Origin of the sequence: Paenibacillus sp. FSL P4-0176 (assembly GCF_037975265.1) — a bacterium.
Taxonomy (GTDB): Bacteria; Bacillota; Bacilli; order Paenibacillales; family Paenibacillaceae; genus Paenibacillus; species Paenibacillus amylolyticus.
In genome coordinates, this window is record NZ_CP150242.1 from 4,222,658 (window position 1) to 4,244,192 (window position 21,535).

Sequence of the window (21,535 nt, forward strand, 5' to 3'; positions counted from 1 at the left end):
GTTTCTCCGTTCTTCTTTAGAATCATTAACTCTAAACAAACTTTTCAATGTAGTTTCGATCTTGAGTAAAAATTGGGATATCCATATCCACATCCCACCTTGTCCTTGTTGCTACTCCATTTTCTGTTTCTAGATTGAATTGTTCTTTAGTAATGCAAACTCCTCGTTTTTGCCATGTGGGAATATTGCTCCAGTTAATGTTTTTCTCTTGGAATAGTTTCTCTTGCAATTGACCTCCATTTAGTCCTTGCAGGGATTTATGAGGAAAGTTGGACTGAGCAACCATAGATACACTGTTTTTTGTTGCGTCTTGTTGTCTCCAAATAAAGTAGTTAACTACCTCCTCTTTAGGCAATACAAAAGCTCTACAATCAAACAATGCGGGTTTATCTATTACTCCACGAGTTAAATCATTGAACTTATATGTAAATAAGGATGCTGCAACAGAGACCATCTTTTGTAGATTGTTATCGAACCAAGACTCTGTGGTTACCTTGTGATAGTTTGTTAATAGAAACGAAACTTCATCACTTTGATGATAGGCAACTTTAACTCCCATCATTTCTTTTGCGACATACTTTGTAGTTTCCCAAAAGCAATCTGCTAGGTAAGTGCTGAATGGTCTTTCTAATCCCTTAGTGTATGTATGAAACGCCTTGCCATCGATTCGTAAGATTACAGGTGTTCTTTTCATTAAGTAGATTCTAGATACGTCCTCGTATCCTTTCATTCGATCTCCCAAGTTATCTTTTTTCATTGGTCAATTCCCCTTTATTGTTTATGTAAAATAACTGTTTCAACTGAAATAAATAATATATTGCTTTTTTGCGAATATGTAAGAAACTTCATTTAACAGATCTCTATAATACCTGTAACCTATCCCATACGGCGTTTCAGATAAACTCTCAACGGTATCGTTCTTGTCTTTATTCCATCGAATGACTCCTTCTTTTCTAGCAAGAGCTTTGATATGCTTTTGCAGTTTCATGTCGTCAATCAAGGTTCTCTCTTGTGCCATTTCTATTTGTTTTAGATGTTCTGTAAGTTCATTCCAATTAGTAATCGATTCCATTTCTATCCCTCACTTCTATGTAAAATCCTGCTTTTGTTGAAACTTTCTTTTAATCTTCAGTTTCCTTCACTTCACCAAATACAACCTTGATTTTACGGCGTTTCAGAGCTTCTTCCATCATTTGAGTAGTAACGATAACCATTTTTTCGTCAGATGGAAATACAGGTCGTACATGCAAAGAAAGATTAGAAAATAGCTCAATTAGAAACTCCACTTGCTCTGCTGGCTTCCAGTCTCTATTATAATGCTCCCGAAAAAAGTCTGAGATTGCTCCATCCATCTTCATTTCTTCTGTCACAGGATTCCCTCCACGTTTTCAATTTGTTTAACATGCTAGACCAAGTTGCATTTGGCTAATGATTGATCTTGCTCCCTTTAAAACTGCTTTTACAGATTTGCTATTGTAGGTACTGAAATCAAATAAATATCCTTCGTGCTCAAATAACGGATTTTCTTCTGACACATTATTTAAATTTTCAATTAGCCTAAACATGTTTTGGAAGTAGGCTGTATTCAAAACCTTCATAGAATCGGTAAAATCTTTGGTTAATGTTTCACCTATAACCGCTGAAGGATCAATATGCGTTAACTCCAATCTTAAAGCACTTGTACTCACAAGAATGGTTCCTAATCCAAACGTAATCTGATTCGCATTTATCATTTTTAATCTTCCTTTCTTGATCAAATACTGTATTTACTCAGAATCATCTATTCTACTTCTTACAAATTCTTTAATCTCGTCAAGAATTTCAAATAACCAACCAGAGAAATCGTATCTTCCTCCATACCGTTCACAGGCTTCAGCTTTGGCAATTACTACCTTACCTTCCCATTCATCAAACCTGTGAGTTGTCTGCCAATCATTAAATGATCTGATGACTACATTTACTCTCTCCCTGTTGCTATTCCACCAATCAATTTCGGTGTCAGTATCTAGTTCCTCAATAAGTTTAAAATTCAACGAATGCCCTCCATTTCTTTATGAAATCGTTGTTTCAAGTACATTATGTAATTGTTCCAGCACATTGTTTCTTTGACCTAATCTAATTTTACACTATTTTATTTTAAATTACAATACATATTTTCATTCTTTAAAAGGAATGATTCGTTTAACAGCGTGTTTACTTGATAAAGATATTCTCATCAACTAATATATTATTAAGATCTAGTACTTTAGAAGGAGATTTGTAGAATAGTGATGAATCATGAATAAAAGCACAGTATTCTGGTTGATTGGTAACATGTTAGCATTAGTTGGATACATACTTTACAAAGCAACATTAGAGATCAAATATGTCATAGCCGTACTATTTATAGCTACAATACTACTTATTACATCTGTGTATTTTGTGATAAAGAAAAAATAAAAAGGAGCTGCTTAAATGCTGGCTCCTCTTTGTGTATGTAAAAGTAACATTTCATTGAAACTGCTAAGTTAAATTTCTAAATGATTTTTGAAATATTGTTTCATTTAGGCCATAAATAAGCCAAAAAGAATTTATATCCTAAAACAGAAATTGTTGTTGGTCATCAATTGGATTGTGGGCTTATTTTTCTTTTGGTCAACTAGATATTTATAGTATACTATTATAATACAATTGTACTCTTAGGGGGCTAATATGACTGCTAACAACGGATTCAGAGGATACAACATAGATCCTAAAGTGTTAAAACAGATCCAATATACACAGCAAGCCATAGATCGGTTCAAGGCAAGCGGCGCGCCTGTCTTAGCTCAGTATGCTGAAATACAAGCAATGGCATCAAAGGTTCTCACTCCTACACTATTATTAAATATTGAGATAGCAAGTAAACATTTGAATGACGTTAAATTGATAGTTGATGAAAAATTAATGAATCAATTTGGTAGAGTGTCTGATATGTTGTCAAACATGAATCATAGCCACATTGAGAAGAATGAACCTGCAACAATAGATGAAGTAGTTCCAGTTGTTGAATTAGCCGAAGTCATGAGTAATCAGATACTAGAAAGTGTTACTCAAACCGATAATGAAATGACCATTGAAAGTACCCATGATGTGAATGAGATTAACTCAGAAACAGAGCAAGTAACAGACCAAGCAAAAGACATCGAGACAAAAAGCTTATTCACTAGAGAGCAATTAATCACCTACGCTAAAAGTTTAGCTGAAAAGGTGTCTGTAGCTGTTATTAGCGCTAAGATTGTGAATATCGATTATAAAGAATATTTCGAATCATTTATTGAAATGTGCAACAACTTATTATCATAAAACGAAAAAAAGGACTCGAAATGAGTCCTCTTCTACTTATTCACTGATCAACTTTACAATCTGATCCGTTGTTTCCCTATGTGGCTTATCCTTATATTCCCTCATGGCTTCAGTCAAGCTTCTCATTTAGTTTACCGCTATGTCCTGTATTGTCCCCACCCTGTAAAGTAAAATCAACACTGAATCCATTTATAAAAGTCTTGTTTTATACAAAACAAAAACAGCCATAAAAGGCTGCTTAGTTAAATAATGATTGGAGTTTTGTTGCTGCGAAAGTGAACCATTCCGTTCCTTTTTGAGCTATCGTAGTAAGCACACCAGAAGCGGCATACGCACTAGATTCTGTGTCTCTGAAAAATACAAAAGTATAGCCAACGAATATAACCGCAACCACAATCAGAAAGTTTTCTCTTTTAAGCAATCTCATGAATACCCCCAAGTTTTTCCTTTAGTATATCATGATTAAATCTTCACTTCATCTTCCCGTGAAAGACTGGTTTTATCAACATATGAAGGCTATCTAACCTTCCATTCATCAAATCCATTTCCGTTCTTAGTTCCCTTGTTGAGTTCATCAACTCGATTATTATGTTTCTCGATTCTTTTGGGTAAAGAATTATCGATATTCTTTAGCATTGTCTGATATTCAGCAATCTTTTTCGGCATCTTCAGTTCAACAAATTCAAGCATTCCCATTAAATTGCTCTTTATTCTTTTGAGCTCAATTAGAAGATCTTGTCTTTTGCCTATTAAGTTCTCCTCTTGTACAGAATCTTCATAATCATTTTCCTCAATCTTTTGATTTATTTCCAGATACTCTGTTTCATACTTTTTGAATCCAGTTTTAAGTTTGTTGAATCTTGCCAGATTCACTTCAGCCATAAAAATTCATTCCCCTCTTTTCGTAGTAAGCGAATCATATATTAGATTTTATCATTATGCTAATTATACGCTCACTCACCACAAAAAAATATAAAAAAGCAGTCTAGACTCAGACTGCCTCAAGATTATGTATTTGAATATTTTCTCCACGCTCAATTAGTTCTTTAAGGTAATCTATACTGAAACCACTAACATTTGTTACTAGATGCGGGCAATCTCTTCGATCAGTGATCCACATTTCTTTAATCATATGTATTTCTTCATCACTAATTAACTTCAAAGGGAACAGACCCATCTCGTCTCTAATTTTGTTTACTGCATTCTCTGTCTTAATTAATTCTTCAAACAAATACTCTCTTGCTTCAACAGTAACTGTTCCTTGGTCTACACGAACTTCTCCTGTTGTCTTATCAACCATTGGTTTACCATTGCGTTTGTGTCCAGATTTACTTACTTTCTTGATTTCTTTATTTATTTCTCTCCACTGACGTAGAACCTCTGAACGGTCTTTTCTTTTCTGTCCCAGTGGTTTCACTGGTATGTAGTCTCCAAACACTTTAAGCTGCAACATACGCCATTCAGACAAAGGTTTCATCCATGGATGTGTATCTGACATCACTTCTGTTGAGCGATCATTAAGAACGACTGGGCACGTCCAACATCCAAATCTAGCTCCACAACTCTCAGACTTAGCTGCCTTCTTCTCTGTAGCTTTAGGATTAGTGAAACCACACTCACCCGTAGCCTCCCTGTAGAGTGTTCTTACAGCATGCGATGAGCCCCATGGTAGACGCTCTTTAGCTAAGAAGTTCCATACATCTTCTATGGTAAAGTCCACAATAGGCATAAACGTTTTGCTTTGAGTGAGGTTAGCGTGATCACCAATTTTGTAACTCAAATCATTTTTGCCTGTCCATTTCTCAATGGATTGTTTCCGTTTTTCGCTTTCGCTAGACCTTGTACCAATCAATATATATGAAGGGTTAATCTCTTTTAGTTTTTTATTCTGAGGCTGAAGCTTAAGTCGATCTGTACACCATCGACCCGCACCATTATTCTGAGGTAAAAAATATCCTCTACCCAAAATTAAGTAAAAGTATGACTGTTCTAATTCTCGCGTTACTAATGAAACTGTTATAGGCAAATCCTTTTTTGCTATGTATTTTTCTAATTGTTTCACTTGTCCATGCATATAGGTTTCTAGGTTTGGATTTTCCACAACTGTGTCAGACATAACAGCATGAATCACTCTTCTTCTCTGTTCTGGTTCCAATGATTCAAGCATTTTCGCCAACATACTTAAAACACAAGTAGAGTCTTTCCCCCCTGACCATGCTAAAGCCCAGTCTCTTTTATCGTCTGCATCTAAATACATTCTTCTCAAATCCTCAGTTGACATCGAAACCAGTCTTTCAAATTCTTCTATTCTAATCACTCCTCTATTCTTTTAATAATTCTTGCTGTTTTATTTTTAAAATCTACTTCTACTCTTTCTGCATCATGTTCCATACTTGCTAAATCTAAGCTATCATATTGACAATTTACTTCTTGTAAAAACTCATTTTTATCATCATAAAGCTTCCAATCCAAAAACCCTCACCTCCTTTCATGATATTCAGGCGAGAATTATTTGTTATTATATATCCTACAAAATATCTCTTTAATTTCATCCTCACTATGTATCCAATCATTCATTGCTTTCTTAATATCATCGGGACTAGGACGAATATTGAGAACTTTCACTTCATCACACCAATCAAAAAATGAGGCTATTACCATTGCGGCTCCAAAATTAATCGCAGAGTTTGTTATTCCATCAGCTTCCTTATATATCTGATTGCAATCTCTCTAGATATTTTTCTCATTTGAAAATCAGACAATTAAATTCCTCCTTTATCTTTAATAAATGTATGCTGGTTTTACTTCGTATTCTATGTATCCGTAAACTTGCATACTGGATAATCCATTGGCTGCCTTTACATAGTCTTCTTCAACAGACCACTGGTCGGATTTATACCATTGAGTTACAACAGAAACATTAAAGAGGTTGTCATCTCTTTCATTAACTTCAACAGCTACATTTTCACTCAACTCAATCCACTTGGCCATAATCAACACATCCTTTCTATTCTAATCAAGTTAGCCTTTGTGAAATTGCTGATCGCAGTCTTCCCAATTAAAAGGAAGTTCAATATCAGTGTTAGTTTGAAAGAGCGTGACACCGATTTGTGTACACCATTCACCTTTTAGTTTAAACTTCTCTTTTGCCTTTTCTATTGCCTGTACATGTGAATTTACATTTGGAACAATCAATCTATGTCTAATTCTATTTCTATGGCTCTCCCCTGTCATAGCTACCAAGATGGCAAAAGTCTGAGTATTCTCTGTTTCGATGTGTATTTTAGTAAATTCACTAGTCAATTTGATAACTTCATTCGTTTCTCCAGTCTTATTTCCAACTTGTTTAATGTTGTATCCCATCTATTTTCCTCTCCTCTATTGTTTTATAATATAATTATACATATTTTTATTGTTATATCAAGTATTATTTTTGTATTAATAGAGTAAAATAAGCATTTCATTTAGACTTAACTAACATAGGCACCGCCTTCAGCTTCCATAATCTCTACCATCATTTCTTCAATATCTGCCACAGGCTGCTCATTCACAGTGATATTGTTTTTGTATATCTCAATTGTGCATTTATTTGTATGTATGGTACATGTTGGAGAGATAGCGAACGAATGCTGATCCCCTGTTACTTCGTGTTGCAACCCTTCAGCATCAAGTTTCTTGGTGATTTGCTTAACAAATTTATCAATCTTAATTATTTTTTCTCTCCCTATCATTTTAAATTTATATTTATGCGATATTATGTATGTAATTATCAAAATTTGCGAGTGTAAGACTTTTAATATTGAATAATAATGCATTACTCGAACCCTACCGTTTAAGAATTGATCTTATAAATCTCAATTTGTATTTGATTGCTATTTTCCGATCTTGGCAACACCAACGCAGATAAGTTGTTCGTTTTGTTTACTGCTGTTACAAAGTCTATAATATCTGTAGGGCTATTGGTTGATTTCAATGTAATGACTAATTCATCTTTCATAAGCTATTTCACTCCTTCAATTTGATCATATGGTGAATACATATTCCATCGACTCTTAAAATCAACTTTATTACTAATGCTGTCAACGACTCTATATTTTCTGTTTTCATTTAGTTCCCATTTTGAAACTCCATTCGTTAAGTACTCTAATCCGGTTGGAGAGGTAATTAATGCTCCTTCCCAATACTCTGTTTGAACCCAGTTTTCGAATGTATATCTCAATGGAATCACTCCTATGTATTTATATTTTAAATGGATGTGTACTTTACAAACTTGCCACAATATACATATTCTCCTGTATGTACTGATGCTGTTTCTTTAATTTGACCACTACATTCCCAACCTTCTGATTCCATCATTGCAACGTGATCATCTCTTTCTTCTCTGGAATCATAGTGATAAGTTACGTGGATGTACTCTAATACTTTTCTCATATAATCACTCTCCTTTCTATCTTGATGAAGCAAGAATTTTACCTAGATTCTAATCTTAGCTTTGGAACAATAATTCTGAATATTCATCAATGAGATTGGTTGTTAGCAGACGGTTATTGTATGAATCATACTCCAATTGGGATAAGTAGACTTTCATATTCTTCTTCTTCACCTTTTTTATTGCTTCTATTACTTCATCTGCATTAGAAGTGGCGCTTTCTTCTTTCAAGAAACTATTCATATTTTGTCCACCGTCTTCAGACACTACGACCACTCCATAGAGTATATCTATTCTCATAATTGATTCCCCATCATCATTTTTTTAATCCAATCACTCTTTCACTTAAACTTTTTCTTTCAACTACACATGCTTCCTTTGGACAAATTTTCATCATTTCGGATAAACAACTTTACTTCTTTCATGAAATTTCTGACCTCTTCGTCTGTCATACCTTTTCTATCTTCATTAGTCCTAGTCCAAAAATATGTAACCTCACTCATTAACTCTTTCTTGGTTAAGGCTCTCATAACCTCCAACCTCCTTTTGTTATTGTTTTGAAATAGGAACCGTTAAATATTCTCTAGTTGAATCTTTGTACATTGTTATCAATTTTTCTGGCATATGAAAGTAACTTTTCTTACCATGAATCAAAACGTAGTTACCAGTACTATTTTTATATATAGTTCTACGAGCAGATGGGTTAATGGACGCTCTGTTCGTCACTTCTACTATCGCTTGAATTTTGTTGTTCTCCTTAACAAATGCGTCAACATTAATCCATATGCACATTAGATTCACGCCCTTTTGTGTTTTGATAAAATGAGTATTTTAATTGGTTCCAGTACAACGTTTCCTATGTATTGCCTGTTCCTTATATTTATATAATACGCTCATTATACTATATTGTCAATACATATCTTTACTCTTAATAACAGAAAAGAGACTCCTTTAAGGAATCTCATGAATAACATCTATTTAATTTTAACATCCCAGATCTCTACTTCTTCGTCCTCATCAAATGGTTCAACATAAGTTACCACAACCTGTTTGCCATTATACTGTTTACGTAGCACCTGACTAAATGCTTTATCTTCTTTAGGTATAGAGATATCAGTAACTTGTAACACCCAGAAGTGTCCATCTTTATCCTTAGTGGTATGAGCAACATAGTAACCGCTGCCCTTCATGTAATATACCTTTTCAATCTTCATTGTGGCCTGTTTAGGAGCTGCCTCATTGGCATTAGCTAAAGCTGTACTAGCCACCATCAAACTTAATACAAGTACCATCAACATCAGAGTAATCTTTTTCATTTGAATACACATCCAATTCTTTTATTATTTTTATTGTTAAATTAAAGATTCAACAAGTTCAAGGTGTTGGCTGAAGGATAACCCTGCTGACGAACGTTTGGTTTGGTTTTGTGAGTTTACTCTTACGTCTGAGCGCTTAAACGCTGCGTATGGATTAGTTTTATGTACTGGATGTATGTAATAGATTCTTAACATGTAGTTCCCTCCTTTGTTATTGGCTCATTATCTATGTGAAAGGCCACTTTCATGGACTCTTTATTTAGTGACTCATACGAGTTTCAACAAAACTGAGATTGCCAGCCAAACTTAAAATCTGATTGATCTCGTCCTGTGCATCAAGTCTGCTTATTTCAATTTCAACAAATTCTTCTGTGTCATCCATGAATATTGCTACAGGACTCATGTCATTACTATGTCTTGGACTTACATCATACTGATCTAATACAACATTCTCTGCTACATAGACAATGTTGCCATCATTATCCTTCAACTCAGCCAATCTATATGGTTCGCCAGTGAACATATCGTAATCAGTAGAGAAATCAATTACTTGATAAAACTTATTGTTCTTAATCGCAACATCTCCGACATTCAACATTATAATTACCACCTTATTATAATTATTTTAATTCTTTATATTAACGAAGGATTAAAGCGCCTACGATTGTTTTACTTTTCAATGCTTGCTTACGTGCCCATTGTGACTTCATAATTGCTAGTTTAGATTGGCTCATTCGGTATCAACTCCTTGTTTCGTTTTCCTTTACCTTATATACTCATTATATATGATAACTACTTAGATTGCAATACATATATTTATTCTTAATGACAAATAGACCAACTTTTTTAGAGTTAGTCAAAGGTAATAATAATATAAATGACAGACACAACGTAAGTTGTGGATGAAGGTGAAGCGACAGCCATGGAGTGAAACGGAATGGATCTCGCCACCTATTATTTAATACATTGGATACAATTATGTATAATTATTAATTTTTAATGCATAATAATTCATTTACTATTTTATATTTTTAGTCTTTTATATTAAATAATATTAACATTTTTTTCTCCGAGAGACGAACCTCAAAACCGTTGGTACATAAGGACTTTTTTTCAATCTTGGGAACTAAAACTTCCCAACCTAGGTTTCCAACCACTCTTTGAGTAAGTTTCTCATACGTTTAGATGGTAAATAAATATACACTTTTTTATTATCTCGTATTGAGCTTCTCCAAATCCACTGTATAAGTTCTGAAGTTGACCAGAGTTCATGATTTAATTTTACTCCTCTTTCAATAAAGAAACCTTCTATAATCGGATTCATAAATCTATTGACTGTGTAAGCCAGATACTTTGTTTGTCTATGATCATTGGTTGCTCTTAGATTAACAGCGATATAAGAACGTTGAAAACCTTTACCGCTAACTTTAGGTTGAAAGTCCTTATATGTTGTCCAGATGATGTCTTTAGACTTGGCTTTCATTTTATGTTTAAAGTAATTAGACACATTGTTTTTCAACTTGGTAACAGCTTGATTTCTATTTTCATACCATGACATTGAAAGAGAATATTTATCATTGCCTATATCATTGAGAATACCATCATATATTTCGATCAGATCACTGTATTGTGCTTTGATTTTGGGAGATTTATTCTTACCCTTCTGTAAATTGTAATTACCATTCGAATTTTCAATGTGGTAGTATTCATAATCCACTTTGTTTAAGTCGTAATAATACTTCTGAATCTGACCATCGAATAAATACGTTAGGATGTATACTTCTTTAAATGCTTCAAAGATAGAAATTGGAAAAGTCCAGATGAGAATAGATCCTTTATAAAATAAAAGGTTCCTGTTATTTGCCATGTGTTTAATATCGTTAAATTTACCATCATAGTTGCGTGTTTTCTCATCATTGTTATTCCAAGTTATATAACCTTCATCATCGACGTTGAGAAAATTATTTTCAAATAATAAATCTCTATCAGAATTTTTAATTGTTAAATGATCGACCACATCCATAACCTCATCCAATATTAGAACATAGTTCCCTGCTTGAATAAGTTCTTTGGTTTCTTCATTGGACTGTTTAAACAGAGAGTGAGTTGTCGCTATATTGTGACCAGCAGCTAATAGGTTATGAAGAGAATCCTGTTTCTTTTGAAAGTGTCCTTCATTATCGTAATTCTTCGGGTCAACAAATCTTTTATTTGGACATGAATGTTTTACTCGTGTGATCTCATCTAAGAATGGAGTAATATAAATATACTTTCTCTCTGTGTCATTGTTCATTTTTTCAATTGCAAAGGTCGATTTTCCCGAACCCATAATTGAATCTACTACTTTAATTGTGATGCTTATCCATCCTTCCATTTTAAATTGATAATTATATATGTAAAACTCTAATGATAGAGTGAAAGCGCAATATAACTAAAATTAAACTGTTGTACATATTTATTCTTAAAAGAGAAACGATAATCATTTCCCTTTGATAATATTGATTAGTTTAACAGTATACTCTTCTAAGAATAGCTTAATCTGTTCCTGTGCAGACTCTTCATTGGCAATTGATCCATGTTTATGTGCTTCCATTACACCCATTAAATCATCAATAGAATAGTCTACTGCCTTAGTGTATGCATCCTGTTTATCTGGTGTTAATACACTGCTAATCAATGACTCTTTATATTGTTTATCTTTGTTGTGTGCATCGTTAAAGCTACTCATATGTGTTCCCTCCTCATTTATTGTGTTGGCTAGTGAGTTGCCATGTGCAATCATAATGTATTATACCCCAATCGTATGTAATTTAAATAGGTGAATCAGCAGCCACAGTTAGAACACCGTGACTACTTTGATATATGTATTGCTTATGATAAGACTAACTACTGCATGACGCTTGTTGTATCCTTGTACCTTATGCTTGTATCGCTTCCTCTCTTCGTCCCATTCAGATGTGATTGACTTAGGATGTCGTAGTATGAACAGTAACCGTTCAAAAGTGAAATTCCTATCAGGCTGATTAAGTCTTAGTTCAGCATGTGATGATAACTTGATATTGCCTTGTGATGCTAGTTGAGGTATAAGTGTAAGCAATGTGTCATTGGATAATGGTTCTGGTATCATGTATTCACCCCCTGTATCAACCTTGTAAGATAATTATATCATATTAACATTTATTTGTACATATTTTTATTCTTATTTTGGATTATAAATAGTGAGATTGAATGTTGATAGTGCGGTGTATAGTTTAAAATTGAAATTTGAAATTGCTAAGATAAATTTGGATTTGGAAAATTGAGATAGTATAGATGAATAGTATGATGATGAAAGTTAAGATGAGACAATTGGAGTTGTGAGTGTATAGACGGTGATAGTTGATATAGGTGATGAGTCAGAGTGAGATAGAATGCGCAAGGATAGATAATTAAGGCGCGCAAAGTATATATAGATGAGCAATGTTAATGTGATACATATAGTGAGAGTGATAGTTATTAAAATAGTTATAATAAGTCATGATTAATGCAAAGGCTGTTACCCAGTGATTAATTATACCCCCATAGGGTATAAAGGATGTGAGGTGAAATTTCAAGAATTTTTAAACTTTTTGAATATTTTTTTGAGAAATATCTTGACAATCCAGCAGCTTATTGGATCGGTTAAACGAGTGTCCATATGTACTCCAAATACCACACAATATATCTTGTGTAGTATCTAGTGAGGGTATGGGGGGCTATTTTAAATCCAAAATCGAGTCATAATTGGAAAATAGTGGCCTAGCACTTCCACTTCCACACCATGATTTAATATATACATACTCCCATTTAATTTCCATTTATCTGTAATAACTTTGTAACTTTTTACTCTATTTTCACTAAATATTAATCACAATCTCAATCGCAACTAATCCTTTTTCTCTTACTCTCATCTAACTTTATAAAATTATTACATTACTGTAACCACGTCATTTCACGACATATTCTGTCCTTTTTCACCCTATTTCCCTTGATACGTATAGGTTTTTGCGATACGCATCACTGATCAACATACCCCCTAACACAATTTCTCTCATTTTCTCTTGGTATATCTATGTTTTACGCTACAACGACTCAATTCACGATTACCCTTTAATCGCAAAACACAAAAAAGCCTACTGGACAATTCATCCAATAGACTAAATTTAAATTATTAATTATATTTACTCTCTTTTAGTAATTGGCACAAATGAGTATTGCGTCTCTTGCTCTCCACTTTTCTTATTGCAAAATTCAATGTCTCTGCCTGAGTTAAGAATATACACTTAGATACACTTCTCGTTATTGCTGTATAAATCAAGTTGGCACTAATCTGAAACTTATTGGATCTATCCACCACTATTAATGTTGCTTCACTAGAACTTCCTTGACTCTTATGTATTGTTAATGCCCAAGCAGATAATAATTGAGCTGCTAAACCTATGTCTAATCTAACAAGTTGATCATCAAACTGAATAATAATTCCCTTTCTTTCACTCTCCGCTAATTCATCGTCACTATTCTTTTTATCATCTTCCGTCTTTATATCGATTACTTTTCCTGAATCTCCATTTACTACATCTATTCCTTCTTCAGACATATTCGCAATCTGGTACATATTGACCGTGTTGAGGATGTAGTCTCCAACTCTAATTAATCCATCGTATCCATATTCATGTTGTTTCTTTGTTGAATCAAATGGATTGACTTGCTCTTGTATGTACTTATTTAATTCTACGGTTCCTAACTTCCCTTTCTTAGTTGGAGATAGCACCATAATATCTTCGGGCTTATATGTATTCAGTAACAAATTATAATAGTGTTTATATCCCTTTTCAATCTGTACCTGATCAACGCAGTGCAGTAAAAAGTCCTTTCCAAACAACTGCTTACCTTCAAAATCATTTCCTACGATCTGCTTGCCTTCTCTTATCTTAGTTGCAACATCAAGGATGCCTCCATCCCCCTGTCTAAAAACAATGTCCAACTTCGTCATTGGAATTACTCCGCTTTCAATAGCATCGTGCAGAAAATTTCCTGCCTGTACAGATAGCAACTGAAAATCATCGCCTACAAATAGCACTCTAGTATTTGGATTCTTAATTTTTGAAAGTAGTGAGGATAAGATAAAGACATCAGTCATACCGGATTCGTCAATAATTACAAAGTCTTCGTGAATCTCTAGCATCATCTCTTCTTCTTTGTCCATACCAAAACCAATTCTCCTATGTATAGTTTGAGCATTAACTCCCGTATAGGTGCGAGTGACTTTTGCTGCTTTTGCAGACGGAGATAGTAATACATATGTTAGCCCCAGCTTATTTAATAAATCTACAAGGAACTTTTGAAGCTTACTTTTTCCTGTTCCGGCATAACCAATCAGCAAGCTGACTGAATGTTTCTGAATATTTCTAAAGAAATCCTTCTGTTGATATGTAAGTCCTCCGGGTAAATCTTCCTTATACACTTCTTCAATCTTTGAAATGTACTTTTCAGGATCAAAGTTTAGCGGAATTCCATTGTTCAACATTTCCATCAGTCGTTTGGCTATGTGTTTTTCAGCATTGTAGGTTCTAGTTAATGAAACTTTGTCATCAATAAACACTAATCCATCAGTATCATTTAGATTATCCTCAACTACTACCTCAGTTAGTTCAAGTTTCTCAGAAGCATTACGCAGCAACTCATCCTTTAACATATAAGTGTGCCCTTGTTGTTGGTTGTCATCAATCGTAAATCTAATCCCATACTTGATTCTATGTGGATCGTCTTTCTTAAAGCCCATTAACTGTGCAATCTTATCTGCTCGTTTAAATCCAAATCCAGATAATAGAGTAAGCTCATATGGGTTACCCTCAATTTTCTGGATTGCTAATTCTTTTGAACCGAATGTTTTCTCAAGTTTAAGTATAATGTCATAGGTGATACCGTATTTTCCGAGGCGACTCAATATGTCTCGGTAAGCGATATTTTCAAGAATTCGATCCCTTATCTTCTTGTAAGTCTTAGATCCAAATTGTTTAACTTTTTCGTGTTCGAATTTGTCATCTACAATCAATTTCACAATATCCTCATTGGGATATGTTTTATACACTTCCTTAAGTTGCAGCTCCGTCATTAAGGTAGCAAGAAATGCTTTTTGTCCCTCCATTGTTTCAGGAACTTCCTGATAAATGGATAACACATTATAGCTTGCACCATATTTTGCATCTACTTTCTCAAGCTCAATTTGTGCTTCGTATTCGACCCCCAATTCCAAACGCTGCATTACGCCTTTGATGCTAAGATTCCCATACGAGTTCAAAAGTACATTCGGACTATTTGCGTGACAGGAGTATATCCTAAAATCATTTTTGTTATCCGCTTCTTTTCTTGGAAACATCATCTTTTCTGGTGTTAACTTCAGCTCTATTATACTCAATTAATCGCCTCTCCTTTGTTTTTGATTGTTTCTTGTGCGTCTCTTTTCATTTGGGTCAGCACTCCATGGTTTTGTTGCATAATCAATTCGATAAGTTCTTCTTTTGAAAGCTTTTCTAGTATAGAATCTTCAATTTTTTCTTCCATTCTTAAGCTAATGCTATTAGAGCGGTCTTCGTTAACGTGTCTATAATAGGTTTCAGTTGTTGAGACATTCGTGTGATTAAGATGTTTTTTGGCTTCTTCCAATGTTCCAAATCCAGCAGCTACATTCCTTAGACTGTGAAACTTAACATTTCTTTCAGGAGAAATCCCCATCTGTTCTTTCAAGTTGTCCATCATAACCTGAATCGTTTTGGTTGAAAGATGAAAAATTTTATCATCGCCATACCTACCGTAGTATTTTTGATTCTTTATAAGTAATAACTCACTGTATAATTCTTTGGAGATTGGAACAGTGTGCTTTTTGCCACCCTTCCCAACAGTGTGAATATTATAATATCCTCTATTATCATCTAATTTAATATCGGAGTAGCAGATTGACAATAATGTACTTTTGCGGAAACTTGCTGTGTAAGCTAATCGGACGAAAGCTGCCTTTTCAATGCCTTTAACTTTTTCTTCTCGTAGTAATGAAGCCATCTTTTCTGCTTCATTGTAATATAAAGCTCCACTTCGCTCTGAGTCATCTGGTAGAACCTTTACTTTAGCAAATTTCGAATTGACGTCATATTCATTGATCTCAAGGAATTCATAAAAACTTTGTACGGCTGCCATAATGTTGTTTATTGAGTTATTTGAGTAATCAATAGGGTGCTCTTTTAGATATATCTGATAACCAATTAAATCTGCATTTCTAATTTTCATATCCTGTCTCACTAGCATTTCAATTTCTTTACCTTTATACCACATGTAAAAGCTTCTTAATGAGCGTTCGTAATTTTTCTGAGTGTGAACACTGTTGAATTTTTTCAAATATGTTCTCATATCATCAAATACTGAGTTATTATGTAGCCCCACTACATTTACGGTTTGCATTTGTATCCCCTCCATATATCTGATTATACACTACTTTTTTTAAAGAGTAAATATATGTATTGACAATATTTTATATCCGGATTAATATGAGTACATGGTGATGAACACCAAATATAAAACATACATAGAGGAGCAGCAATTTGAAAAACAAACACAATAAAGGAAATCACTCAACTATCACTTGGGAGGATCGATACTATGATGGATTTGGAGTAGATACATATGATGCGAAAATGGTGTCCGATTGGATGCGAGATGGAATAAATGATTGTGTTGAATACATAGATGTTTTGGATAATGAATATTTCTGGTATAAGAGTATTACAAACAAATAATACATATAGTAAAGGATGTTTGAATGGCACTGGATAAGCAAGTATACATATATAGCGTTGATACGAGCGCCTTCTTTACATTAAAAGAAAGATTATTGCGAAAAGAAATCAACCGAGCAAAACTGAACAACGAAAAAGACAAGGTTAAGGAATTAGAAACTAGTTTTCGAGCAGTTATAGATTCAAACGTTAATCTAAAGCGAAACTTAAACCCAAATAGTTTGTCTATCAATAATAAAGTATCTCTTTTTGAGTCTTCACTCACTCGTACACTTGGTTTAGTAGAAAATAAGACATACGAAGACGTTATCATTGTCGAAACTCATTACTACAGTGTATTTGACAGTCTAGTAGAAAATGGGTTCACTCTAAATGGTGAGGAGTATGTTCCATTTACTGCGTCTGCTGGACAAATTAGAACTAAGAAAACCGTCTTTATGAAAAAGGAAACTTGGGAAAAAGTCAAACTGACTCTAATGTGTGGTCTTACTGAAGAGCGAATCAATAATCACTTTGACACTGGTAAAAACAACAAAAGGCTATATGGTGTTAGCATTAATAAATACTTGGCCTACTTAGCATTATGTTCGAGCGCAACTGATCTATGGGGCAAATTCAATATTGATCGCTCAATCGTTGTGGAAGATTTTGAAACTTCAATCAATACCACCGTTGATTTTGTCGATGATGTCAACTATACCGTCCGTCGAAGAAAAATGGATGTTCCAGTTTGCCACACGGATGGTTGCGGAATGATTTTACCCAAGAAGAGCAAGAAAGCATTTATGGTTCGTTTACCATGGGTCAAAGGCTTACTCGTTCCCTTCCCTTATGATAAATTTGTGGGGGAGCACAATAGAATTGTAACTGATATATACGGTAAGAAACACAACATTATTAAAGATAAGATAGAAGTTATTTTTACCAAGTCTCAATTTAAGATGTGGAAATACTATCAAAGTTGGGATGAGTATAAGTCACTCTACAAGAAGCATAATTGTCATGCCAGTGTAACTAACACAGAAGAAGACGAATTAAGTTCTGCTCGACTTTGTTATCAAATGTTGCAAACACTAACTCTAATTTCCGAAGAAGAGTTAGACCAACTTGTATCGGCTACTCGTAATGACATCCAAGAAACAGTAAGCAACCCTGACGAAATGCTCAACCTGTTGGGGGCAACAAAGGGGAAGTTTGAAGATAAGAACAATCTACAGCAATCATTATACATATATCCAGAGCTTTTATTAGATCCTCACGTAAAAACTAAGCTTAAAGAAGCCAAGGCTAGTTTAATGAGGAAGGTATATACGGGAAAAATCAAAGTCGATGGATGCTATACTTTCATTGCTCCTGATATGTATGCGTTTTGCGAGTATTTGTTTAATGGGGATAAAGATCCAATTGGATTACTGTTAGATGGGGAAGTTTCATGCGTTTCAATACCAGATAAAGATAAAGTCGATTGTTTGAGAAGTCCACATCTTTATAAGGAACATGCGGTCAGATCTAATGTAGTTGATGATGTAACCCGAGAGTGGTTTGTTAGTAAAAGCGTTCATACATCTATCCACGACCCTATCAGTAAAATCCTAATGTTTGATTGTGACGGAGATAAAGTGACAGTAAGTAACGATAAAACATTAGTAAAAGTAGCTGAAAGGAATATGAAGGGCATTGTACCACTCTACTATGACATGAAGAAAGCCCCAGCAGAGAAAATCAGTCGAAATAGTATCAAGAAGAATTTAAAAAGAGCTTTTAGCGGAAATATTGGAATCATCAGCAACGATATTACAAAGTTGTGGAACAGCGATTCTGTAGATGTAGATCTAGTTAAAATCAGAACAATGGAAAATAATTTTGAGATTGATGCAGCGAAAACAAATTACAAGCCAGTTCGACCAAAACACATCAAGACTATGTTTAAGCCATTTAATAAAATGAAGATGCCCCACTTCTTTACTTACGAAAAATATAGACTTAAGCCACAAGACAGAAAAAATAAGAAAGCAAAAAGAATTACTGAATCTTGGAGCAACACAACAACGGTTAATAGGCTGAAAAATATGTTTCCAGATGTTCGAATTAGATTTAAATCTGTCTCTGATATGTATGAGTTTGATTATAGAACCTTAATGAGCCAGAGCAGGGATAAAGATGAGATGTATTATGCAGTGTTAAACAAGTATAGAGAGTTAAATGACACTAAGTGGATGCTTTCATCGAGGCAGAAAAGTAGCGATATAAATAACACTGACCACCTACCCGTTTATATGTACATAAGAAATGAATTGCTACAAATACATAGCGATCCCTATTTTATCACTGATGCTTTAATCGAGTATCTATATAATGGTTCAAACTCTGGATACAAAACAACATTATGGTCAAGTTTCGGAGATATAATTGTAGATAATCTCAAAAAAAATCTTGTCTCAAGAATCAAACTATGTGAAAGATGCAATACCGTAATTGATAATAATAGAAATAAAAGTAACAACTCTAAGAAATATTGTGAAGCCTGTGGAAAAATCGTGGACAATGAGAAGAAAAAAGAGAGAAATTCAACTTATAGGAATAAAAATAATAAAAAGTCGGAAACGAAAATTGGCTGAAAAATGAAAACCCTTGATACATAAGGGATTAAAGAAAATCGAGTGCATTTTAGATAGGTGTTTTAGGGGAGGTATGCTAATTCACGGCTTAATGACAAGTAACAGAAGTTTTAAATGGCATACTTTCACCAAAAACAAAAAAACAATTACAAGGGAGATTTATAAATGAATAAAACAGATTTGGTAAACGCAGTAGTAGAAAAAACGGGTTTGACTAAAAAAGATACTGAAAAAACAATCAATGAAATACTTCTAGCAATCACAGAGGCACTCGCAAAAGGTGAAAAAGTTCAGCTATTTGGATTTGGGAATTTTGAAGTTCGTGACACTAAAGAGCGCAATGGTGTAAATCCTAAGCTTTTGAAAGAACTCAAAGAACAAGGTGTAGATGAGGTAACCGCCAAAGCACAAGCGAGTGTATATATCCCCGCCTCCAAAAAACCAGCTTTCAAGGCCGCCAAAGCGCTAAAAGACGCTGTAAAAGAGTAATTTTATATACTTTTAACGGTAAAAATAATACATAAATATACTTATAGGATGGGAGAGGTAATTCCTCTCTCCTATCCTCTTTCTATTACAATAAAATAATTTGGGGGCAATATAATATGGCAAAGAACAAGGATAGTAAAACAGTTAATCGTACGGGTACGTTTGATATGGATAAAATGCAAATTATTGCTGAAGACAAAAACGGAATTCAAACTTTCGATGTAAAAGCTTTGCTTCAGGAGTTTGATGGTGAACAAATTTCCTTTACACTAGCTTCCGACTTTAATCCAAGTCATGTAGTTGAAGAATAAGGAGTGAGTAAATGACTCCAAATAAACTATTCAGGGAACCTGATGAAGGAATCAATGACTACCTAGTTAGATTAGGAGACAATCAAGAGCTATATGGTTTGAACTGGATTCAAATAGCTGATCTACTAAATAAAGAATCAGGCGAAGAATTCTCAGAGTCGAGATGGCGCAAAGACTACGCTTCATATTCTAAATGGAAACCAATTATTCTTGAGAAATATGCAACTAATGAAGTAGTTGATGAGGTTCAGGATGCAACCATTGAATTAAAAAAAGAGCGTATTAAGCTTCAAACTGAAAAGATTGAGTACAACAAAATGATTCGTGAACAAAGTAGAGCGGATTTGCTTGAAGAAAAGATTGTAGAAGCAGTAATTAATCGTCCAACTATACATATTCCAGACATTCATATTAAAAAGAATAACTCCAAACGTGACTTCCTCTTCCCTATCGCGGATCTCCATGACGGTGTCTCCTTTAAACTATTGGGTTGGGAAGGTGAAGTTCTCAACGAGTACAGTCCAGAAATTCTAGAGAAACGCATGTGGAATTTGCTTGAAGAATTTGTGGTTATCAACGATGAGCAAAAAATTAACCACGTAACTCTTCCTAATTTAGGCGATAGCATTGATGGCATTCTTCGTATGAGTCAGTTAATGAGCCTAAAAATGGGAGTCACTGATTCGGCAATCCATTTTGCTGAATTTATGAGTCAATGGTTAAATGAATTATCTAAATATTGTTTAGTTGACTACTACTCAATCTTTGGCAATCATGATCAGCTTAGACTCCTGTCAGGCAAAAGAGATGAATTCCCACATGAAAATGCTCAAAAGTGGATTACTAAGTTGATTTCAGCAAATCTAAAAGATAATAAGAATGTTTCAATAACTAACTGCAATGAATTCATGTATCTAGACATCCTTGGTACAAAAATTTTAGGGGTTCATGGCGAGAACGAAAAGAACCTAGAAAATAGCATCAAAGATTATTCTTTAACATATAACAAGCCAATTCATCTTTTGCTCAGTGGGCATTTGCATCACTCACATGAGAAAACTATTGGTATGAGTGGCATGAGAGATATTGAATACGTACAATCCCCTTCTATTATAGGTATTGATGACTATTCACTAAAACTCAAAAAGACATCAAATGCCGGAGCTAAAGTGATGGTACTTGAAGAAGACAAAGGGCGTACGCTCACCTATAACATTAGATTGTAATTGCAAAGAATACA

28 protein-coding genes are annotated in these 21,535 nt (G+C 34.1%); 5 read left to right on the top strand and 23 right to left on the bottom strand.

Annotation, left to right across the window (positions count from 1 at the left end; translation table 11 throughout):
- Positions 1-31: 31 nt before the first annotated feature.
- Genes MKY95_RS19410 through MKY95_RS19430 form a run of 5 tightly spaced genes read right to left on the bottom strand, consistent with a single transcriptional unit; the run spans position 32 to position 2,033 of the window.
- The gene (locus MKY95_RS19410) at positions 32-757 is read right to left on the bottom strand and encodes a tRNA(His) guanylyltransferase Thg1 family protein (RefSeq protein WP_339193977.1); all 726 of its coding nucleotides are present in this window, start codon (positions 755-757) and stop codon (positions 32-34) included.
- 39 nt (positions 758-796) lie between these two features.
- The gene (locus MKY95_RS19415) at positions 797-1,072 is read right to left on the bottom strand and encodes a hypothetical protein (protein ID WP_339193978.1); all 276 of its coding nucleotides are present in this window, start codon (positions 1,070-1,072) and stop codon (positions 797-799) included.
- 49 nt (positions 1,073-1,121) lie between these two features.
- Positions 1,122-1,370: a hypothetical protein gene (locus MKY95_RS19420; protein WP_339193980.1), complete on the bottom strand. Its 249-nt coding sequence runs from the start codon at positions 1,368-1,370 to the stop codon at positions 1,122-1,124.
- A 27-nt stretch (positions 1,371-1,397) separates the two neighbouring features.
- The gene (locus tag MKY95_RS19425; protein WP_339193982.1) at positions 1,398-1,757 is read right to left on the bottom strand and encodes a hypothetical protein; all 360 of its coding nucleotides are present in this window, start codon (positions 1,755-1,757) and stop codon (positions 1,398-1,400) included.
- 9 nt (positions 1,758-1,766) lie between these two features.
- The gene (locus MKY95_RS19430) at positions 1,767-2,033 is read right to left on the bottom strand and encodes a hypothetical protein (protein WP_253437736.1); all 267 of its coding nucleotides are present in this window, start codon (positions 2,031-2,033) and stop codon (positions 1,767-1,769) included.
- 658 nt (positions 2,034-2,691) lie between these two features.
- Between MKY95_RS19430 and MKY95_RS19435 the strand changes: the two genes are divergently transcribed.
- The gene (locus MKY95_RS19435; RefSeq protein WP_339193985.1) at positions 2,692-3,324 is read left to right on the top strand and encodes a hypothetical protein; all 633 of its coding nucleotides are present in this window, start codon (positions 2,692-2,694) and stop codon (positions 3,322-3,324) included.
- A 238-nt stretch (positions 3,325-3,562) separates the two neighbouring features.
- Here the strand turns inward: MKY95_RS19435 and MKY95_RS19440 are convergent, their stop codons facing one another.
- The 18 genes from MKY95_RS19440 to MKY95_RS19525 form a co-directional block, all read right to left on the bottom strand.
- Positions 3,563-3,751 carry a hypothetical protein gene (locus MKY95_RS19440; protein ID WP_339193987.1) on the bottom strand — a complete coding sequence of 63 codons (189 nt, stop codon included), beginning with the start codon at positions 3,749-3,751 and terminating at the stop codon, positions 3,563-3,565.
- 89 nt (positions 3,752-3,840) lie between these two features.
- Complete coding sequence (locus MKY95_RS19445; protein ID WP_339193989.1) at positions 3,841-4,206, bottom strand: hypothetical protein; 366 nt, start codon at positions 4,204-4,206, stop codon at positions 3,841-3,843.
- Between the two features lie 109 nt (positions 4,207-4,315).
- Positions 4,316-5,605 (bottom strand): phosphoadenosine phosphosulfate reductase family protein, encoded by a 1,290-nt coding sequence (locus MKY95_RS19450; RefSeq protein ID WP_339193991.1) that lies wholly within the window; start codon positions 5,603-5,605, stop codon positions 4,316-4,318.
- Positions 5,606-5,637: 32 nt separating this feature from the next.
- Entirely contained in the window at positions 5,638-5,796 is a 159-nt protein-coding gene (locus MKY95_RS19455) for a hypothetical protein (protein ID WP_339193993.1), read from the bottom strand.
- Between the two features lie 309 nt (positions 5,797-6,105).
- The gene (locus MKY95_RS19460) at positions 6,106-6,315 is read right to left on the bottom strand and encodes a hypothetical protein (RefSeq protein WP_339193995.1); all 210 of its coding nucleotides are present in this window, start codon (positions 6,313-6,315) and stop codon (positions 6,106-6,108) included.
- A gap of 30 nt (positions 6,316-6,345) precedes the next feature.
- Positions 6,346-6,687: a hypothetical protein gene (locus tag MKY95_RS19465; RefSeq protein WP_339193997.1), complete on the bottom strand. Its 342-nt coding sequence runs from the start codon at positions 6,685-6,687 to the stop codon at positions 6,346-6,348.
- A gap of 107 nt (positions 6,688-6,794) precedes the next feature.
- Complete coding sequence (locus MKY95_RS19470) at positions 6,795-7,055, bottom strand: hypothetical protein (RefSeq protein WP_339193999.1); 261 nt, start codon at positions 7,053-7,055, stop codon at positions 6,795-6,797.
- Between the two features lie 101 nt (positions 7,056-7,156).
- A complete protein-coding gene (locus MKY95_RS19475) occupies positions 7,157-7,321 on the bottom strand; it encodes a hypothetical protein (RefSeq protein WP_339194001.1) in 165 nt (54 codons plus the stop codon).
- Positions 7,322-7,324: 3 nt separating this feature from the next.
- Complete coding sequence (locus MKY95_RS19480; protein ID WP_339194003.1) at positions 7,325-7,543, bottom strand: hypothetical protein; 219 nt, start codon at positions 7,541-7,543, stop codon at positions 7,325-7,327.
- A 26-nt stretch (positions 7,544-7,569) separates the two neighbouring features.
- A complete protein-coding gene (locus tag MKY95_RS19485; RefSeq protein ID WP_339194004.1) occupies positions 7,570-7,755 on the bottom strand; it encodes a hypothetical protein in 186 nt (61 codons plus the stop codon).
- Positions 7,756-7,810: 55 nt separating this feature from the next.
- On the bottom strand, positions 7,811-8,020 hold the full coding sequence (locus MKY95_RS19490) for a hypothetical protein (protein WP_339194006.1): 210 nt from the start codon (positions 8,018-8,020) through the stop codon (positions 7,811-7,813).
- A gap of 92 nt (positions 8,021-8,112) precedes the next feature.
- Positions 8,113-8,283, bottom strand: coding sequence for a hypothetical protein (locus tag MKY95_RS19495; protein ID WP_339194007.1), 171 nt, complete (start codon positions 8,281-8,283; stop codon positions 8,113-8,115).
- Between the two features lie 444 nt (positions 8,284-8,727).
- Positions 8,728-9,069, bottom strand: a complete 342-nt coding sequence (locus tag MKY95_RS19500) for a hypothetical protein (RefSeq protein WP_339194009.1) — start codon at positions 9,067-9,069, stop codon at positions 8,728-8,730.
- A 259-nt stretch (positions 9,070-9,328) separates the two neighbouring features.
- Positions 9,329-9,667, bottom strand: a complete 339-nt coding sequence (locus tag MKY95_RS19505) for a hypothetical protein (RefSeq protein ID WP_339194011.1) — start codon at positions 9,665-9,667, stop codon at positions 9,329-9,331.
- A 543-nt stretch (positions 9,668-10,210) separates the two neighbouring features.
- Positions 10,211-11,443, bottom strand: a complete 1,233-nt coding sequence (locus MKY95_RS19510; protein ID WP_339194012.1) for a hypothetical protein — start codon at positions 11,441-11,443, stop codon at positions 10,211-10,213.
- Positions 11,444-11,548: 105 nt separating this feature from the next.
- Complete coding sequence (locus MKY95_RS19515) at positions 11,549-11,797, bottom strand: hypothetical protein (RefSeq protein ID WP_339194014.1); 249 nt, start codon at positions 11,795-11,797, stop codon at positions 11,549-11,551.
- A 1,461-nt stretch (positions 11,798-13,258) separates the two neighbouring features.
- Positions 13,259-15,505: an AAA family ATPase gene (locus MKY95_RS19520; RefSeq protein WP_339194015.1), complete on the bottom strand. Its 2,247-nt coding sequence runs from the start codon at positions 15,503-15,505 to the stop codon at positions 13,259-13,261.
- Positions 15,502-16,542 carry a site-specific integrase gene (locus MKY95_RS19525; protein WP_339194017.1) on the bottom strand — a complete coding sequence of 347 codons (1,041 nt, stop codon included), beginning with the start codon at positions 16,540-16,542 and terminating at the stop codon, positions 15,502-15,504. Before MKY95_RS19525 ends, MKY95_RS19520 begins: the two co-directional genes overlap by 4 nt.
- A gap of 358 nt (positions 16,543-16,900) precedes the next feature.
- Between MKY95_RS19525 and MKY95_RS19530 the strand changes: the two genes are divergently transcribed.
- From MKY95_RS19530 to MKY95_RS19545, 4 genes are all read left to right on the top strand, one after another.
- Positions 16,901-19,495 (top strand): hypothetical protein, encoded by a 2,595-nt coding sequence (locus MKY95_RS19530; protein ID WP_339194018.1) that lies wholly within the window; start codon positions 16,901-16,903, stop codon positions 19,493-19,495.
- Between the two features lie 165 nt (positions 19,496-19,660).
- Positions 19,661-19,984, top strand: a complete 324-nt coding sequence (locus MKY95_RS19535; RefSeq protein ID WP_339194020.1) for an HU family DNA-binding protein — start codon at positions 19,661-19,663, stop codon at positions 19,982-19,984.
- Positions 19,985-20,100: 116 nt separating this feature from the next.
- Positions 20,101-20,295 carry a YonK family protein gene (locus MKY95_RS19540; RefSeq protein WP_336761574.1) on the top strand — a complete coding sequence of 65 codons (195 nt, stop codon included), beginning with the start codon at positions 20,101-20,103 and terminating at the stop codon, positions 20,293-20,295.
- An 11-nt stretch (positions 20,296-20,306) separates the two neighbouring features.
- A complete protein-coding gene (locus MKY95_RS19545) occupies positions 20,307-21,521 on the top strand; it encodes a metallophosphoesterase (RefSeq protein ID WP_339194022.1) in 1,215 nt (404 codons plus the stop codon).
- The last annotated feature ends 14 nt before the right edge of the window (positions 21,522-21,535 follow it).

Coding starts and splice junctions, on each gene's coding strand:
- MKY95_RS19410 (WP_339193977.1), bottom strand. CDS start 757: ATGAAAAAAGATAACTTGGGAGATCGAATGAAAGGATACGAGGACGTA.
- MKY95_RS19415 (WP_339193978.1), bottom strand. CDS start 1,072: ATGGAATCGATTACTAATTGGAATGAACTTACAGAACATCTAAAACAA.
- MKY95_RS19435 (WP_339193985.1), top strand. CDS start 2,692: ATGACTGCTAACAACGGATTCAGAGGATACAACATAGATCCTAAAGTG.
- MKY95_RS19440 (WP_339193987.1), bottom strand. CDS start 3,751: ATGAGATTGCTTAAAAGAGAAAACTTTCTGATTGTGGTTGCGGTTATA.
- MKY95_RS19445 (WP_339193989.1), bottom strand. CDS start 4,206: ATGGCTGAAGTGAATCTGGCAAGATTCAACAAACTTAAAACTGGATTC.
- MKY95_RS19450 (WP_339193991.1), bottom strand. CDS start 5,605: ATGTCAACTGAGGATTTGAGAAGAATGTATTTAGATGCAGACGATAAA.
- MKY95_RS19460 (WP_339193995.1), bottom strand. CDS start 6,315: ATGGCCAAGTGGATTGAGTTGAGTGAAAATGTAGCTGTTGAAGTTAAT.
- MKY95_RS19465 (WP_339193997.1), bottom strand. CDS start 6,687: ATGGGATACAACATTAAACAAGTTGGAAATAAGACTGGAGAAACGAAT.
- MKY95_RS19470 (WP_339193999.1), bottom strand. CDS start 7,055: ATGATAGGGAGAGAAAAAATAATTAAGATTGATAAATTTGTTAAGCAA.
- MKY95_RS19475 (WP_339194001.1), bottom strand. CDS start 7,321: ATGAAAGATGAATTAGTCATTACATTGAAATCAACCAATAGCCCTACA.
- MKY95_RS19485 (WP_339194004.1), bottom strand. CDS start 7,755: ATGAGAAAAGTATTAGAGTACATCCACGTAACTTATCACTATGATTCC.
- MKY95_RS19495 (WP_339194007.1), bottom strand. CDS start 8,283: ATGAGAGCCTTAACCAAGAAAGAGTTAATGAGTGAGGTTACATATTTT.
- MKY95_RS19500 (WP_339194009.1), bottom strand. CDS start 9,069: ATGAAAAAGATTACTCTGATGTTGATGGTACTTGTATTAAGTTTGATG.
- MKY95_RS19505 (WP_339194011.1), bottom strand. CDS start 9,667: ATGTTGAATGTCGGAGATGTTGCGATTAAGAACAATAAGTTTTATCAA.
- MKY95_RS19510 (WP_339194012.1), bottom strand. CDS start 11,443: ATGGAAGGATGGATAAGCATCACAATTAAAGTAGTAGATTCAATTATG.
- MKY95_RS19515 (WP_339194014.1), bottom strand. CDS start 11,797: ATGAGTAGCTTTAACGATGCACACAACAAAGATAAACAATATAAAGAG.
- MKY95_RS19525 (WP_339194017.1), bottom strand. CDS start 16,542: ATGCAAACCGTAAATGTAGTGGGGCTACATAATAACTCAGTATTTGAT.
- MKY95_RS19530 (WP_339194018.1), top strand. CDS start 16,901: ATGGCACTGGATAAGCAAGTATACATATATAGCGTTGATACGAGCGCC.
- MKY95_RS19535 (WP_339194020.1), top strand. CDS start 19,661: ATGAATAAAACAGATTTGGTAAACGCAGTAGTAGAAAAAACGGGTTTG.
- MKY95_RS19540 (WP_336761574.1), top strand. CDS start 20,101: ATGGCAAAGAACAAGGATAGTAAAACAGTTAATCGTACGGGTACGTTT.
- MKY95_RS19545 (WP_339194022.1), top strand. CDS start 20,307: ATGACTCCAAATAAACTATTCAGGGAACCTGATGAAGGAATCAATGAC.